Origin of the sequence: Bradyrhizobium sp. Rc2d, assembly GCF_900099855.1 — a bacterium.
Classification (GTDB): Bacteria; Pseudomonadota; Alphaproteobacteria; order Rhizobiales; family Xanthobacteraceae; genus Bradyrhizobium.
The window spans coordinates 53,833-70,745 of the sequence record NZ_FNCU01000009.1; the positions used below are offsets into that span (position 1 = coordinate 53,833).

The 16,913-nt window shown below is 57.4% G+C and carries 11 protein-coding genes; 4 read left to right on the forward strand and 7 right to left on the reverse strand.

Annotated features, from left to right (window positions below):
• Positions 1-76 precede the first annotated feature (76 nt).
• The 4 genes from BLV07_RS13845 to aepX form a co-directional block, all read right to left on the reverse strand.
• Positions 77-1,186, reverse strand: coding sequence for a pyridoxal phosphate-dependent aminotransferase (locus BLV07_RS13845; RefSeq protein ID WP_091886195.1), 1,110 nt, complete (start codon positions 1,184-1,186; stop codon positions 77-79).
• A gap of 234 nt (positions 1,187-1,420) precedes the next feature.
• Complete coding sequence (locus BLV07_RS13850) at positions 1,421-2,026, reverse strand: CDP-alcohol phosphatidyltransferase family protein (protein ID WP_091886199.1); 606 nt, start codon at positions 2,024-2,026, stop codon at positions 1,421-1,423.
• Positions 2,027-2,033: 7 nt separating this feature from the next.
• The gene (locus tag BLV07_RS13855; RefSeq protein ID WP_091886202.1) at positions 2,034-2,837 is read right to left on the reverse strand and encodes a phosphocholine cytidylyltransferase family protein; all 804 of its coding nucleotides are present in this window, start codon (positions 2,835-2,837) and stop codon (positions 2,034-2,036) included.
• Between the two features lie 361 nt (positions 2,838-3,198).
• Positions 3,199-4,071 carry a phosphoenolpyruvate mutase gene (gene aepX / locus BLV07_RS13860; RefSeq protein ID WP_091886503.1) on the reverse strand — a complete coding sequence of 291 codons (873 nt, stop codon included), beginning with the start codon at positions 4,069-4,071 and terminating at the stop codon, positions 3,199-3,201.
• Between the two features lie 594 nt (positions 4,072-4,665).
• Between aepX and BLV07_RS13865 the strand changes: the two genes are divergently transcribed.
• Positions 4,666-4,878: a response regulator transcription factor gene (locus tag BLV07_RS13865; RefSeq protein ID WP_091886205.1), complete on the forward strand. Its 213-nt coding sequence runs from the start codon at positions 4,666-4,668 to the stop codon at positions 4,876-4,878.
• Positions 4,879-5,596: 718 nt separating this feature from the next.
• On the opposite strand, the gene BLV07_RS13870 is transcribed toward BLV07_RS13865, so the two are convergent.
• The 3 genes from BLV07_RS13870 to BLV07_RS13885 all read right to left on the reverse strand — a co-directional run bounded on the left by BLV07_RS13870 (position 5,597) and on the right by BLV07_RS13885 (position 9,246).
• The gene (locus BLV07_RS13870) at positions 5,597-5,827 is read right to left on the reverse strand and encodes a hypothetical protein (RefSeq protein ID WP_091886208.1); all 231 of its coding nucleotides are present in this window, start codon (positions 5,825-5,827) and stop codon (positions 5,597-5,599) included.
• A gap of 1,714 nt (positions 5,828-7,541) precedes the next feature.
• Positions 7,542-8,378 carry a Crp/Fnr family transcriptional regulator gene (locus BLV07_RS13880; protein WP_091886215.1) on the reverse strand — a complete coding sequence of 279 codons (837 nt, stop codon included), beginning with the start codon at positions 8,376-8,378 and terminating at the stop codon, positions 7,542-7,544.
• Positions 8,379-8,769: 391 nt separating this feature from the next.
• Positions 8,770-9,246 (reverse strand): Lrp/AsnC family transcriptional regulator, encoded by a 477-nt coding sequence (locus BLV07_RS13885; protein WP_091886219.1) that lies wholly within the window; start codon positions 9,244-9,246, stop codon positions 8,770-8,772.
• A gap of 555 nt (positions 9,247-9,801) precedes the next feature.
• On the opposite strand from BLV07_RS13885, the gene BLV07_RS13890 reads away from it, so the two are divergent.
• The 3 genes from BLV07_RS13890 (at position 9,802) to BLV07_RS13900 (ending at position 15,770) form a co-directional block, all read left to right on the forward strand.
• Positions 9,802-11,664 carry an alpha,alpha-trehalose-phosphate synthase (UDP-forming) gene (locus BLV07_RS13890; protein ID WP_244551094.1) on the forward strand — a complete coding sequence of 621 codons (1,863 nt, stop codon included), beginning with the start codon at positions 9,802-9,804 and terminating at the stop codon, positions 11,662-11,664.
• Positions 11,665-12,678: 1,014 nt separating this feature from the next.
• A complete protein-coding gene (locus BLV07_RS13895) occupies positions 12,679-14,802 on the forward strand; it encodes a prolyl oligopeptidase family serine peptidase (protein ID WP_091886510.1) in 2,124 nt (707 codons plus the stop codon).
• Positions 14,803-15,563: 761 nt separating this feature from the next.
• Entirely contained in the window at positions 15,564-15,770 is a 207-nt protein-coding gene (locus BLV07_RS13900) for a cold-shock protein (protein WP_091886222.1), read from the forward strand.
• The last annotated feature ends 1,143 nt before the right edge of the window (positions 15,771-16,913 follow it).

Genomic DNA, 16,913 nt, shown 5'->3' on the forward strand with positions numbered 1-16,913 from the left:
GATCGATGGTGGAATTCGTCGAAAAATTCGATGGAGCGCGAAACTTATGCGCTGACCCCAGGGGCACTGCATCACATCAAACCGAAATGACTTTCAGTGCTTCCACCAAAAGCATATTGTCGTCTTCAGTGCGGCTTGCGATGCGCAAGAATCGTTTGCCATTCTGAAGCGTCTTGCCGCCATTGTGCCTGATCAATATCCGTCTATCTTTTAAAAGTTTTGAGGCTATCACGTCCCCATCCGGAAAATGGGGCGGGAGTTCGCAGAACACGAAATTTGCATCTGGCTTCAGAACTCTCATTCCGTCGATGCTGCGCAGGTCTGCGTACAATTTGTCCCTGTCGCTGCCCACCCTCATCCAACTCTGTTTTGCCGCGTGCGCCATGTGAGGAAGCTTGCTTAGAAAAAACTCCGCAAACGTGTTGACATTCCACGTGGGCAGGGCAGCTCTAATTTCGTTCATCGTCTGTGCATTTGCCGATGCCGCATACCCGATCCGCAAACCGCATGTCCCGTAAATCTTTCCGAGGCTTTTGAGAACGATCACATTGGGAAATTCGAGCAAGTGATTTTCCAGGCTCGCACTTCGTCCGACCTCACTAAACTCGATGAATGACTCATCGATCAATAGGAGTTGCTGTTGAGCTCGAAGCGCGGAAGCGAGATATAGCAAATCCGCATAGGGAACGATCCGCGAAGTTGGATTGTTCGGCGATATCACGACCGCGCCGTCGACACCATTTGCACGCGCAAACGCTGCATAGTCCTGCACATCGAGTTCAAAATCTGGTGGTGGCAGGATAAATCGCGACAACCGCCCAGGCAAGGCGGTGGTTTCATAGGGATTGAAGGTTGGGACCGGGACCGCAATCCTCATACCCAGTCGACCAAGAAGGATGGGAATCAGTTCAGCCACGCCATTGCAAATGACAAGATTATGCGCCGGAATCTTCACCGCATCCGCAAGAAGCTGAAGCATCTGCACATTAGGAGAGGGATAGCAGGTGATAAGCCGCGGTAGAGCGTCCTTAAGTTCGTCAAGGAACGCTTGCGGCGGAAAATATGGATTCACCAGAAGGACGAAGTCCTTGATGTCATACTTCCAATAGCCGCCGGGGAATCGGTTGACGAGATCAGAGACGTCATCCGACCTAAGCGGTACGTTGATTTGTGCAGTGCTGTTCATGAGTGAGACCAGCTGAAACGTTTCAGGGCCGACGAAAATTCCAGAACGATCGCGTTCTCTCGACTAGCTCACGGCGAACGACCATCGGTCTGCGCCGATTCGCGTGGAAATTTGCCCGGCAACTGGTACGCGCACATTGCGATTGGCGAGACTACACGTCATCACGTGACCTGCATGGTAGGGAAGCCTGCAACACGCAGCAGCTCACTCGCTGGATCATACTTCCATCCGCAATCAAAGGGACCGACTGGCCAAAGCCGCCGATGATGCGACTGCGAAGATGCTTATTGCCGCATACATTGTTGCGCTGAGTGGTGGCACACGAACAGGCGCAACATGCGCCATAGCGAGCAGCAAGAAGCCAATGCTCAAGACGTCAGAAAATGCTTCAGCAGGAATGAGAGGTTTAAGAAGAAATAAGAGCGCCAGGAACGGCACGTCGTACGACAAGGGAACGCCTAAGAAGCATTCATCGCACGACCGGCCAAAGTTCGCAAAGTAGCTAAGCCTTACTGCACCAGCGACCAGTAGCATGGTTGCGGTCGCAAGGGCGAGCGGTGAGGCTTGGCTGACTTGTACCACAATTACCGCAGGCAGAACGGCTCCATAGACAATATCGGCAAACCCGTCGAGGCTCGCTCCCATCTTTGCAACATCTGGATCGCGACCCTTCGTACGACCTGCCACAAACCCATCGAGGTGGTCCGATAGAACAGCCCAAAGCGCTACTGCCACAGATAGCTCGAGGCGCTCAGAGAGAGCAAGAAATAGGCTGGTGGAGGAAAAGAGGAGACCTGTGATTGTTATGGCGTTCGCTGGATCCCAAAGGTATTTTAGCATTGGACTCTCACCTAGTCTGCAAATCACGTGTCGGCGTGTAGGCGTTCATTCGGTTCCTGAAAATGCGCTCGGCAATTTGCAAATCCTCAGCGTTATCAATTTCGTACCAGCTGAGGCCATCGCATCGCGCCGCTGCGAGCTGTAAACCTCGTCTTTCTATCAGATAACCCAAAAGTTCTTCGGTGTAGGTCTGCCTAGCCCCGGCAGCGATGATATCGTCCAGCGTCGGAACGATCGTTGCCTTGAGTGTCGGCGCCGAGAGACGTAATAGGTTCATCGTCTTGAATAGCTTTGGGCCATCCGCAACAAGATTTGACGCCGTTTGCTTCATTCGAAAGCCTGAGATGGAGCCGTTCTGCGACAACAGAACGGCTGATCCTTCCATGGAATCATCGAAGGGAACGACTGCAGCCACGTCAGTCCCCCCGCAGATAATCAAGTATCGCAACGCATCCTCTTCGAAAAAGACGTCGCCCTCGAGAAGAAAGCAGTCTCCGGAGAGAAGAGCGTCGCGCGCCAGCCACAAAGAATAGGCGCTTCCGGTGCGGTCAAAAACAGTCGACTCGACATATTTGATTCTGAGCCCGCCAAAGCGGCTGCCGCAGGCATACTGAATGGCGTCTTTGCGGTAACCCACGACGATCGTCACCTCTTCCACGCCGACAGTTTCCAGATTGCGCAAAGCGTTGTGAAGAATCGAAGTGCCATTGACCTCGATGAGCGGCTTCGGCCTTAGATCTGTCAGAGGACGCAGGCGAGAGCCGCAGCCAGCGGCGAGAATAACGGCGTTCTTGGGAGCATCGATCACCATTTAGTTCCTTTTCGTCGCTCCGCTAAGGTGAAACACCGACGAGTGTCTTCGCCCGCAGCGTATGCTTGCTGAAGCGAAATCAAGCCTGCCGGAGCCTTGAAAATGAACCCCAAGCGCGAAGGCAGACAAATGGTCCTCGTCGGTCCTTTTCCAAAGAGGAGGGAGGCCATGGATCCGGTACCTCGAGCTGCTGTCCAGATGGCAAAATGCGTATTTCGGCCGAGTGAGGCGTGCTACGCCATCTAAGGACATCTCAGTACAACGAAAGCCATTTCAGATTGAAGTCGCACCTGGCCAGCTAGCAGGAAGTCCAGGACGGTCCGGTCTTCGGCAACGAATATGCTCCTGTGTCGACGAAACCCTATTTGCGCAATTCAGCGTCGGGCCGCAGATATAACGCTTCCGCACGGGCGAGTTCGTCGTACTTCAAAAGTTCGAAGACTTCGTCGAGAGTAGCAATATTCGGCTCAACGCTCGCGGTGTTTTCCTCAGCGATGATGCGACGGCAGACTTGCCGCATTGCCGCTATTGCCGCTCGCATGGAGTGGTTGGCCCAGATCACCGTGGAGATGCGGGCTTTACGGTATACAGAGATCGGCGTTCGGTAGTATTTCGTCGGAACGATCACGACGGGCAATGTGCACTGCCAGGCGCGCGCGAACGAAAGGATTTCGTCCGCGGTGCTCCTTCGCGAATGAATGAGGATCGCATCGGCTCCCGCGTCGGCGTAGGCGTGAGCGCGCAAAAGTGCTTCGTCCATCTCATACCCAGCGATCAACGCCTCGATCCTTGCCACCAGAACCAAGTCGTCTGCGACCGTATCCTTCACTGCCCGGAGGCGGCCCGAGAATTCGTCGATATCGGCGAGGGGGTGCCGATCCCCAACAAACGAGTTCATCTTCGGAAAACAGCTGTCTTCCAGTGCAACACCCGCGGCGCCCCGCTCACGGAGCTTGCGAGCCAGCAGGCGGGCATTGTTGAAGTTCCCGAAGCCGCCATCTCCGTCGACAAGGACCGGAAGTTGGCTTGAATCCACGATCCGCTCAACGGCGTCGACAAGCTGGCTCCACGAGGCTTCGTTCGCGTCGCGGTAACCTAGAGAACAGGCAATCGACAGACCGGACGCCCAGAGCCCCTTGAATCCCGAGCGCTGGGCGATTGTAGCGGACAGGCCGTCATGCGCTTCCATCAGAAACGAGAGCTCACCATTCGAGCAGACCTGGGCGCGAAGTATTTCGACAGGCGACGGCCGAGTGCATTGATGACCTGCGTTGGGCCGATTGGGTTGTGATTGATCCTTCATACAGAAGTCCTGAAGGCCGGCCTTCGATTGGCGCAAACCGCACTGCTCATACCTTTTTGTTGTGATGCCGATCAATGACCAGCGTTGGTAGTTGATTGGGACGTAAAAGCTTGCATTATCGCCATAGCATGGCGCCGAACGCGGGGCTGTTGTGATGGGTGGATCGGAGCCGACACGTTGGAAACGAAAGCTTTGGTGCAAATGAAGGATCTCGGCTCGCCAGCCGGGTGCTACGGCCCTTCACAGAGCATTCACCCTTGCAGGAGGAACGCCTGGCCAAGGGTGATATCCAGCTCACACAGATGTTGAGCAAATATCGACTGCTACGGTTGTCGTAAATACTGCTGTTGCGTTTTCGACATATGTCGCAATCCCGTCGATATGGCTGCAGTTGGATGGCAGTCTCCGGAGAAGTGAACCGGCAATCTCCCAAGATCTTGTCCTGCTGCGAGAGTTTGCGGTGCTACTGACTGGTACGGCATTTGCTGATCTCATGCCACGCCCTCTCGGCTCCAGGAGAAACTCATGGCGAATATGCAAGAGGTTGTGCTGTCGGAACGGCAAAAACAGTGTTTGCGATGGGTCGAGGAGGGGAAGTCATCCTGGGCCATCGGAGTCATCCTGAAAGTAAGCGAGAACACCGTCAACTTTCACGTCAAGAATGCGATGCGAAAGCTGGAAACGACCAGCCGTACCCAGTGCGTCGTCAAGGCGCGGCGTCTGCGTCTTATTGAGTAGCGGCCGCGGTTCCGTTGCCGCTGATGCAGAGCGAAATGTAAGGGGCGACTGTGGGTTGCTCCGGCGGAATGCGAAGCGAATTACGCGCCCGCAGCTGTATAGCCATAATACAGGCGTTGTTACGATGAACAGGGCGTGCTTCTATTTCGTCGCCGATCGTCACTGCGGGGCGCCGCGGACCACTAGGCGAGGTGAGATCATCGGCGCATAACGCTGTTGAAGGCTCGACGGCCGGTCGGATCCCAGTGTCAACGTTGTGATCAATTGCGAGAACTGGTAGGTGACGCATCAATGGAACGTATCGCTGCGGATGAGATGGCGTGAAGCCCGCGAACGCGTTCCACCTCAAGGTAGCGCGATGCAATGAAACCGACGAGTTCTTTGGCGTTATGCTTACGTAGTGAAACTGTTCCAGATGGACAGTCGATGGCGCGTCCTTGGAGTTCTCCTCTTATGTCGTCGCACGGAACGAGTCAGGACGGCTCATGTTCAGGTGCATAACGATGTAACGCTCATCGAGCGGAGGCAATGATTGGCCGATGATTGTCGTCCGACAGAATCTGCCCGGAAGGCCTCTGAGCTGCCTAATTGAATGCTTGAAGTGAGCACGCTCAAGAAATCGGCTGGCCGCGGTTGGTCCTGCGACGATTAACGAGTGGCCCGGCTTCGACAGGGCAGCAGGTGCAGAAGAACGGTCACATCCTTAATGTTCTGCAGTTCACGGGCTGGGAATATCGAGCTCGATCTCACGCGTCACTTCGATGATGCTCTCTGGATGGCGTCCGTTCTTGAAGAGAGCGTATTTCAGAGCTTCAGCGCGGTTGATAAAAAGCCCGCCAAACGCGCCCCGTTGTTCACGGGCAACCCAGTTACCGGCCCGATTTCTGCCGACAAACACAATCGGCGGAGCACAGTCACTTGAAGGGGAATCGAGGACCTGAATCAGCATGCCCCTTCGGTGAGATGACAGCTCACATTCATGTGGAATAATCCATAGCGGAGGTGCTCCGGCTCGCGATCGTAAAGCGATTGTTGACTTTTCGTGCTACTCACATCGCGGCATTCGAGAACCAGCATCAACGACTTCAAAGCTTGGCTATTGGCCGCCAATCGGCTGTGGCCTTCGCTGGGTGGCAAGTATTCATCAACCTGGAAGGAATAGCTCAAACGGGAACGGAGTTCTCCTATCAGTTCTGAGAAGAGAAGAGGGTTTCGCGAGGATGCGCTGCCCGAGCGCGCCAACGGCGAAAAATACCGTGTGTGTGCTTGCGGGGTGTCGCTGTTGATTTGGGGCCAGACGATGCGGTGGATGCTTAAGGGCTTTAATACGTCCTCACCACTCCGGCTGTTTGCAGGTCTTCATTTGATTTCGGAAGCGAAGATGTTCACCTTCGGCGCATAGTTGATAAAGACGGCAACGCTGTCGCGAGATGGAGAGTGGCCGCCCCAAGGACACGCGGTCGGGCAACCGTCTGTCCTTCGGATCACGATAGCTGCTGGTATGCCAGGTGGGGGTGACGGCACGCTCGTTCCTGATCCACTGCCGGCACTCGCGTCCTTCACGATGCCGCCGTCCCACATCCTCGTCGGCGCAAACGGGGTGGCAGACGAACGATGATCGCGTCGCGCTGCGCTCCCTCGCACAGTGTTCAATGACTTTCCGCAACACCCGTGGCTTGTTACCGTGGTCGATCGAGAGGTAAACGTCGCATCATATGAAGCGTTGTGTGAAGCCGGAATTCTGCTCAAAGGACGGTGCACGCATTGAATCTGCGGCCGTGCGCGCCGCTCGGCGGAAAGAAGCTTACCCGTCTATTTCGGAAGTAAGCATCAGGCTGGCCAGCGGTGCAGCGCTGCGTCCCGTTCACGGTCTCTGACGATCGAAACGACCGGCGCTGGCTGCAGACGACGGGTGGTCCGGCCCGGCGCTCGCCAAGGTCAGCTTCGCAACCAATGAGATGGTCATGCGGAGTGTCGGTCCAGTGCAGGAGCTGGCCGTCCGTTTTTACGCATGGAGAACAATCACCCTCTCAATCCGCTGATCCGGTCCCGCGCTGCCCGTGTCCAATTGGAAGAAAGCCAAACACTCTTGCCATGTGTGCGCGCCACACCCGATCTCTGCGGTAGTCGAAAAGTCGCCTCTCTGGAGGCTCGCGAGGTCAGTCCTATGTCTGCCGAAGGCGTTGGACGCTTGGACGCGGCTACCGCTTCCCCAGTTTGGGCTGCACCCGAGGCCGCCTCTCCGACGTGGGTGCGCCGGGTGCTTTCGAATGAACTCGGGCCCCCGAAGGTGCATGCACCATGGGGGGAAGTGAATGTTCTAACCGCAGCGCTTTTTTGGAGCGAAGTGTGGATGTCGCGCCCAGTAGCTTTCCGCCTTCGTTGCGCCCATCCAGCGATCCTGCTCGAGCAGAACGCGGGTCCGGTTGTCCAGCGTGGCCCGCTAATCGCCGGACCGCATCTCGCGGCTGAACGACGACGCTTCAGCGTCGCGACAACCCCGCAAGCTGACCAACCCGCGTATCGCCGGCGATCGGTTACCCACCGCCAGCTACACGGCGCAACGGGAACAATTGATTTGTGACGTGGCCTTTCCCGGTGGGGAATTGCCTCAACTTCGCGTCACAAGAATCGAGAGGACGCAGAACACCAGTCGCGAGTTGCTAGCTCGCCTGTTCTTCGCCGAGAGTGCGGACTGATGAGGAGGCATAGGCAGCTGAGACGAGCTTGTAGCAACAGCATGCTTTCTCTTCGAGCAATTTGGGTTCATCGATCTGCAAGACGCCCCGCATCTTGCGAATCAGCCCTTGCTCCTCGAACCGGATCAAGGTTTCGGTCACCCCGGCGCGGCGCAGTCCCAGCACCGAGGAAAGGTAATCGTGGGTGACTGGCAGCACGCGGGCGTCAACAGCTTCACTAGCAAGGCAAATCCAGCTCGCGAGGCGCTGTTCACGATGGTGCCGAACCCCGCACAATCCTGTCTGGACGCACTGAAATGTCAGCGCTTGCACGTACTCAAACAGATGGTCTCTGATCTCGGGATGCGCCTTCATGATCCGACGAAGATCCTCGACGCGAATTCTGTGCGCGCTTCCGGAGAAGACGACGACAGATTGATGGGTTGAAAGATGTCCTCCCCACAAGAAAGAAGTGCCGACCGCGCCCCGATAGCCTATGACTGCCGTTTCGAGCATACTGCCCGCGGCAACAACTCTGAGCGAGACGAGGCCGCTCTCTACAAAGTAGACGTGCTCGACCGGCCTTTTTGGCTCTTGCAGAACCATCCGTTCTTTCAAGACGACCGGCTCGAGGCACTCCCCTATTGCCGCAAGCTGTTGGATAGAAAGACGCGCCAAGATGACGTTCTTCACAAAGGGCCGTTTCGCAGGACGCACCGGAAGAGAGCGCAGAGGCTCCTGTCGTGTGCCGGGCAGCTGCTTGAGAGCTCTATCTTGAGAGCAGTCAAGCACTTCGAGGACGGCAGGCACGCGATCGGTCATGGGTCCCTCTCCTGGCAGGAGGCTTTTGCTAGCCTGCGCCTGACCGTAACGAGAACGTGATTACGAACTATAGCAACCTCTTCATCTTGATTGATGCAACGAGTAACTCAACCGCGCCCAAATCACGCGTTGAGGGGCCTGTCTTCGACGAATTTCGACTAAGCGAATGGTGGCGCTCGCTCCGGCTCGGACTCAACGCGCCACATTCTTGCTTTTGCATCTTGTCGCTAGCGATACGATGATTGCGTCCACGACATTGCAGTGTGACCGGGCTCTACGAGCGTCTTTTCTCGCTATCCCTGATTGAGGTCCTACGAAGCCACCGCAGAGGTGGAACGGTCAGGTCAACACCTTGATTGCGGGCGCGAGACGATCGCCCGCATCAGTGCGATCAATCGTCTGGGGGAAGCTCAACCGGAACAGCAAATCCAACCTTTACGCGATCCAATATAACCATGCTCTTGAAGCCCTTGATGTCGCGATTTTCGTAGAAGAAGCGCCGCGTGAACTCCTCGTACTCCTCCATGGACCGCGCGGTAATGTACAGGACGAAGTCGGCATCGCCCGTGACGTAAAAGCCGTGGACGACGTCGATTGATGATTTGATGGCTTTTTTAAACCTATCGATGATATCGGCGCTTTCCCGCTCCAAGGTTACCAGTGCAAGCACTTGAATAGGTCGTCCGACCGCCCTTGGCGATACAACCGACACGTCGGCCTGGATGATGCCCTCCGATCGGAGTCTCTTCAACCGTCGTTGGCACGCGGTAGGAGAAAGCCCGGCCATCTCGCCAATCACATCTGAAGTCAGACGATTATTCTTTTGCACGATCTCGAGAATGCGGGCATCTATTCGGTCGTACTGCATAACCACCTCCCAGCCTGTGACGAATTTCGCCGCGAGATGACCACTCCGCGCAGGAAATCCTCGAGGGTGAAAAATACGAGGAAATCTTCCGTGACAAAGGCCCAACTTGGATGGGTGTTGTCGCATACCACTATCAAAGTAGGGATGAGGGGCCTTGCCATGGGCATTTTGCGGCGCAGCAGGGAGCGAAGCCGCAAAGCCGGCCTTTCGGATGAGAGATCCGGGCCTTCGTTTTCGACAAAGATGTGAACCAATGCGAAGCCGAAACGCAACCGAGCCGTGCCGTGTGATAAATTCGTGCGGAAACGGGGATTGAGGTTAGCCAGCTACTCGCCCGCTGACGAGCGCGCGACAAGGCGCCGTTTTGCCTCCGAGAGGTGAACCTTTGGGTCGACTTCGTCCTGCAGCTCGATAACAGCCGACCCGCAGCTCATTCCATTTTGCTGGGCCGGTCAGCTTCTCGAAAGCTAGACCTACCATCCTGGCGAAGTGGAGATATCTCGGGGCTGATCTGCGACTGCACCAAACGTACACATCGTCAAACGGAGTTGCGAGATGGTTCGAATCCAAGACACGCTCGATGCGGCAACGTTAGACTCCGGCAGCACATCAGCGGCCACTCGGCAAGATGAAACCATAGGTCAAGCGGCCTTTGACCAGCACCTGGACGAGAGACCGCAAGAGCAACACGCTAGTGCAGGTCCTTCCGATCCTACTGTATCGGACGAGGTGGAGGATCGCCTTGATGCTGTCAACCAGCAACCCGATCTGAGGCTTGTCGTCATTTCGAACCGCGTTGCACCCTTCGACCCCAATAAACCCCAGACCGGCGGGCTCGCCGCGGCTCTCGAGCCGGTGGTGGAACGTTCCGGCGCGGTTTGGATAGGCTCTTCGGAGACCCGCGGCGACGGGATCGAGCGGCCCCTGCCACTGGTGCCGACTGGTGCAGGCCACGTCGCCAGGCTCGATCTGCCGGCCGCGGACCATCCTGGCTACTATCGAGGTTATTCGAATTCAACACTGTGGCCAGCATTGCACTCCCTGCCGGACCGGATGTCGGGCTCGGAAGAGGATTATGGCAGCTATCGAAGGATCAACGACTTCATCGCGCGCGCGGCTTTCGACGTACGAGATAGGGACGCATTCTGGGTGCATGATTATCATCTGCTCCCGCTTGGGGCCGAGCTGAATGATCTCGGCATTGAGCGGCCAACCGGCTTTTTCCTCCATACGCCATGGCCCACGCCCGACATGATAGAGTGCGTACCCAACCATCGCGAACTGATGAAATCGATGCTGAAGTACGATCTGCTCGGCTTTCAGACGAACCGGGATCTGAACAATTTCCTGGCCTGCCTGAGAACCCATTTCGGGCTGGAGAGCAAGGATGGCGTTGTGACCACGGAACGTGGCCAGACGCGACTTCAAAAGTTCCCAATCGGTATCGATCCCGAGCAGTTCGCAGCGTATCTTGCGGCAGACCTCTCTCCTGCAGAGGAAGAAAAAGTCTCGTCATTATTGCAAAACTTCCAAGGCGCCAAGTTTGCCATCGGCGTAGACCGGCTCGACTACACGAAAGGCATCGATAAACGGGTCGAAGCGTTCAATGAGCTTTTAACGAAGGAGCCGCAGAGCATCTCGCTGTTACAGATCGCCCCGTCCTCGCGCGCCGACGTCGACGAGTATCAGAAGTACAAGGAGGACGTGGAGAATGCGATCAACCACGTCAATGACGAGCATGGCACCGACGAGTGGAGGCCGATCCACTACACGAATGACTCGTTTAGCCAGGCTGCGCTCGCGCGTCTCTACCGCGAGGCACTTGTAGGTGTGGTCACGCCGCTGCGGGACGGCATGAATTTGGTAGCGAAAGAATATGTTGCTGCCCAAGACCCGAAGGATCCCGGCGTTCTGGTACTATCGAAGTTTGCGGGGGCGGCTGAAGACTTCAACGAGGACGAGGCGCTGCTGGTGGATCCAAATGATCCCAAAGAAATCGCAGATGCTATTTCAAGAGCGGCCAACATGCCGCTTGAGGAGCGTGTCAAGCGCTGGCGGTCGATGATGGATAAGATTGAATCCTATACCATCCACGACTGGTCGGCGGACTACGTCCGGGAGCTGGACAAAAGCCGTGTCACCGTTCCGGCTGATCAGTGCCTTATTCTCGGTCGCGGCTGGACCAACGTGGCTTCGATGCCGCTGTACCGGAACCATGCCGAGGCGCTGGCCACCTATAACGAGATCGACCCCGCGGATGTCGCCCTGAAGGAGGCTGCCTATGCAGACGAGAAGAAGGCCTATGAGGCGCTAGAGGCCCGACTGATGCACACACAGGGCAGACTCTGGGATCTGCCGATACCCACAGCTTCGCTCAGCGGTCGTCCCGAAGAAGAGCCCGGTGCCGGGGAGGACTGAGCAGACGAGGAGCGCAGCACGGCAGATTACGCTGTTCTGCAGCAGCACAGAGCAACAATCCAGATCTTTAACGCTGACGCGGTTCTTGCAGGTTGCGCAAGCCTGGATGATGACCGGGAATGTTGAACGAGCTGCATCAAGGTATCACGCGAGTGATCCATAATGGAACGGGAGGTGTGCCGCCAACGCGTTGTTCCGTACCCGTAAACGACGCTTCTGCAAGTGGCGTCGGCATCAGCGAACTGTTGGTCGTTCCGCGCCGGAAAGTGGCGGCTACCTGTTGCAATGGAGGGCCGCAACAGCACCGTTAAAACAGAGCAGCATGGCTCGCACTCGCCTCGCGCCTGCCAAGCTGCTCCGCCTGCAGCCGGGCTCTCTATCGACATCTCGCCCCTTCGTCCTTTGCGTGGTACGCTTCGATGAAGGACCACGGGCTCGTGGGCCCGTTGCCACCGGTAGATTCAGGATCATTTGAGCCTGACCCTAGCGACCATAAGAACTGCTGATGACAGCTTCGTTTCGTCATCTTATCGAAAGATTGAACCTGACCCGGCGCTTGAACCCGTTTGGCTAGGGGCTCGACCTTAAGACGCGTTGCGACTTAGAGCCGTAGTCGGTGCTTCTGCCCTCATCGTCTTGAGTGCACTCTGAGAAACGCGCTGCTCTTTATCATGACGACCCCCGTCGACAAGTCTGCCAAATGAACTCGCTCGAAAAGCGTTGCGATTGGAGGCGGGGGCGCATTCTTGGCCGCTGAAATCGAAAAACCGGTGCCGTTTGACGGACTATCCGGCCGACACGCTGTCGGTGTCTGCTTGGCAACCAGTGTCGGGAAGCGGACATGGTGCTGCAGCCGGAGCGGCTGAAACTTGCGGCTTTGGTCGGCACGCAGTTTGCAATGAGTGGTCCGCGAGATAGCGCAAGCGCTATGTCATGCGTGCGTGCTTTCCGCCGCTTGTGCTTGACGCGCCAGGCCTGCGAGCGCAGCCCTTCGACCTCTTCGGGAGAAAGTCCATGAACACGTCACTCCGCTCCGCCGCGCGGCCTTCGGCTGCCCGCGCCACCTCTACGGCGCTTTCACAGGAGCAAACGGCTGGAGCCGCCAGTGATGATCCATTCCTCTGGCTCGAGGACATCGAAGGAAAAGGCGCATTGGCTTGGGCTCGCGCCGAGAACGAGAAGACGCTCGGCGTGCTCCAGTCAGACCCCCGCTATCGGCGCTTCTACGAACAGGCGCTGTCCATCCTGCAGGCCAAGGATCGGATCGCATATGTTTCATTGGAACGGCGCGGTTTGGAGAATTTCTGGCGAGACGAGAACCAGGTGCGCGGCGTCTGGCGGCGCACCACGCTCGAGAGCTATCGTAGCCAAGACCCACAGTGGGAGACCATCCTCGACGTGGACGCCTTGGCCGTCGCCGAGAACAGGAATTGGGTCTTTCAAGGTGCCAGTTGCCTTCCGCCTGAAGAGCGCCTCTGCCTGATTGGTCTTTCCGATGGCGGCAAGGATGCCGCGTCCATGCGAGAGTTCGACCGCGACGCCAAGACCTTCGTTGCGGACGGCTTTTATCTTCCAGAGGGCAAGCAGCACGTCAGCTGGGTCGATGGTGACACACTCCTTCTTGCACGGGACTGGGGCGAGGGGACTTTGACGCAAGCCGGCTACCCCTTTGTCGTGAAGGAGCTCAAACGCGCTCAGCCGCTCAGTGAGGCTCGCGAGATCTTTCGTGGTGAGCCCACCGACGTTCAGACGCATCCCTTCGTGCTTCGTGACAGCGAGGGTCATATTCATGTGACGGGCGCGACTCGCGTGATCAGCTCTTTCGAGTACGAGTATGTGGTCTTCCGCCCCGATGGGCCCGTCAAGCTCAATCTGCCGAAGAAGGCCGCGATGATCGGACTAGTGGGTGGTCGCCTGCTTGTGAAGCTTGACGAAGAATGGACGCCGCCCGGGGATATCAGGTTCGCCGCCGGATCGCTGATTTCGTATGACCTGGCCCAATGGAAACAGGATCCGCTGCGCGCCAAAGCCTCGCTTGTCTTCCAACCTGGGCCCCGCCAGGCCCTGAGCGAGTTAGGCGCCACAAAGAATTTGTTGATCTTGACGATGCTTGACAACGTTCAGAGCAAAGCGTTCGTTTATAAGTACGATCAGGGAGCTTGGTCGGCGACGCCGATCCCACTGCCGGAACATACAAATGTCAGCCTGTCAGCCGCCTTCGATCAAGCGGACCAGGCCATGTTCACCGTATCGAGCTATCTCAGACCAACGTCAGTCTGGTATTTTGATGCCGAAACCAAAAGCCTTGAGGAATTGAAGAAGACACCTGCCGCCTTCGATCCGTCCAACCATGTCGTGGAGCAGTTCGAAGCCACTTCGCGTGATGGCACGTCAATTCCTTACTTCCTGGTGCGACCGAAGAACGCAAGGTTTGACGGCGCAATCCCGACACTTCTCTATGGCTATGGCGGCTTCCAGATTCCGCTTCTGCCCTCTTATCTGGGACCGGTGGGGCGGCTATGGCTCGAACAAGGCAATGCTTATGTCGTTGCGAATCTGCGCGGGGGCGGCGAGTTTGGCCCGCAATGGCATCAAGCGGCCCAGGCGGCAACGAAGCAGACGACATGGGATGATTTCATTGCCGTTGCCGAGGACCTGATCCGCCGGAAGATCACAAGTCCGCGCCGGCTAGGCGCGATTGGCGGCAGCCAGGGCGGCCTGCTCGTTGGCGCCGCAATCACCCAACGTCCCGAGCTCTTCAACGCGGCGATCATCCAGGTGCCGTTGTTTGACATGCTTCGATACACCAAGTTGAGCGCGGGCGCCTCCTGGATCGGCGAGTACGGTGACCCCGCCATTGCCGAGCAGCGTGCGTGGATCGAAGGCTACTCGCCCTACCAGAAGCTGGTGGCGGGCAAGACCTATCCCGCTCCCTTAATTCTGACCTCCACCAAGGACGACCGCGTGCATCCAGCGCACGGCCGCAAGGCTGCCGCGAAGCTCGCCGCGCTGGGCCAGCCTTACTTCTACTATGAGAACATCGATGGGGGACACAGCGCCGCGGCCAATCTCATGGAATATGCGCGTCAACTCGCCCTTGAATTCACCTATGCATCGAGGCGGCTTTGTTCTGAGTAATTCGGTGGACGGCTGATCGAAGCGGGTAAAATCGAGACAAGTGGTTATCTCAACGTCTTCACGTTGCTCAGCTGAACTCATCGAGCCCAACGCGAGAGGCTGACGAGTCGCCGGCGGCGCGATGAAGCTCGTCAGATGCGCAAGTTACCGGTTTGAACAGCCTCCACCTGTGGCGAGCGGGTTTCCTGGCTTCCCAAACACAACATGACGAGCGGGCGGTAAGTTGCCAGATGCGCTTCCCTGAGGATTGTCTCGGCAGACCCCTGTTCGTCCGAAATGGCCCGGCGTGCGGCTGACATGCAAAGGCGAACAGCCAAAGCGCAGCCCTGCGAGTGTCTTCGTGCTTGAGAAAGCATGTCACGTATCTTCAATGCAGGCATGCCGCGGATTGATGATCCTGCTCCAGGCTGCGCGAAGGAGTTCACCGCCGCCCTGTTGTTCAACGTCGATCAAACCCATCCGCTCTAGCTCGGCTTGGGATGAGCGCGGCGTTTCGAGGCTCTGCAACTCTTCTGTAAGCCGGTAGCGCGCGACGAGTGAAGCGAAGGTCAAAACGTCACGCGGATCTTGAAGCCTTGAAGCGAAGTGCCGTCGACGACAGGGCGCTTTCTATCGTTTGCACAACGTCGCGGCAGCTAGAGTCACGCGACAAAAAAACGAGCACGTGACCTGCGCAGCGACGCCGGGCGTCGCTTGCCGCCCGTCTTGATAGACGGGAGACTCTTCGCTAGATCACAACGGTTCACTATGGAGATGCCGCCGTGGCAATGGGTATTGTGAAGTGGTTCAATTCGACCAAAGGTTATGGGTTCCTCAGGCCTGAGGACGGAGGTCCCGATGTCTTCGTGCACATCAGTGCCGTCGAAAAGGCCGGTTACACCACACTCGAAGAGGGGGCCCGGGTAAGTTATCAGCCCAAGGCCGGGCGTTCGGGCAAGATGTCAGCTGAGGATCTCCGGGTTGGCTGATCCGACTGGTCTCCGGAAACTGCTCTCTGCAAGCGTGTTCTCGCACCTGTCCGGCGATGCCTTGTCACGGCGCGCCGAACCGTTTGGCCTTTCGACCGCCTAGCCATGAGGCGGTCTCGCAATCATGACAGCCTTGATCTCCTGAAGCCGTCGACAGATCACTGCCGCCAGAGTTACAGGAGTTGCCAGCCCGGCCGCAATGTGGGCGTGGAAAGATATTCCTGCGAGCGGGCCACGAACGGTCCGAACGTACGCTCGTGACCAACACGCCGGGAAGTGCACGCCGCACGGCTCGTCGCAGCTGATAATGCACGGGCTGGTGCTCCCCTGTCCAGGCGTGATGCATGTAGCTCATGAAGGTGCTCGCACAAGCGGGTTCGTCCGTTGTGGACCATACTGGCCGGCTGCGCTGCGGCTGCAGGTCTATTTCTGCTACGCTGATCCGTGAGCCTTCGAGGGCCGGTGTAAGCAAAGCCGCATTGGCTTGATGCGGCGCGGCGACGTCAAATCCCGGGGCGCCGGCGCTTGGGGTTAGCCAATCTAGTTGACGTTAGCGGCGCCATGTTGTTGACGATGCGCGCCTGACGTCGATCCACTACAGGGGAACTGCACAAACACACAGCCGTTCGGAGACACGGCAGGTCTCCTTCCAGCTGACCGTCCTGAAAGTGCTGGCCGGCCAGCCTGCGGCGGGCTTCCGTTGCCGAAGTCCGACGCGCCGTGGAGATCCTGATGAACGCGCTGATCTGCCGGTACAGAGGTCGCCCATCCGACTTTCGTGATCTCAGGGATGAACCACCGGACGGCGATCCCGATGGTGTATTTTTCGGGATGCGCTTGCGCGTTGGATATTCATCTTAACGGACAGCGGCAGCCTCAAAGAACGGCCAGCGCGACAAGTCTAGCGGCTCGATCCGCGGATCGGAGTTGGAGCGTGGCCTCCTAGTGGTATGCTAGGGGCATCCATCGCAACGCTCGGGACTCACACCGTCTATCCGCTGCCGACTGGCCTTCCGACGCAGGAGGATCGGCCCGTGCTCATCTAGCACATTGCGGAGATCCTCGATCAGCCCACCGCAACTCCTCGTGCGATGACGCGCAGCTGATCGATAGATTGACGAGTATTCTGTTGTCCGTCGCGAT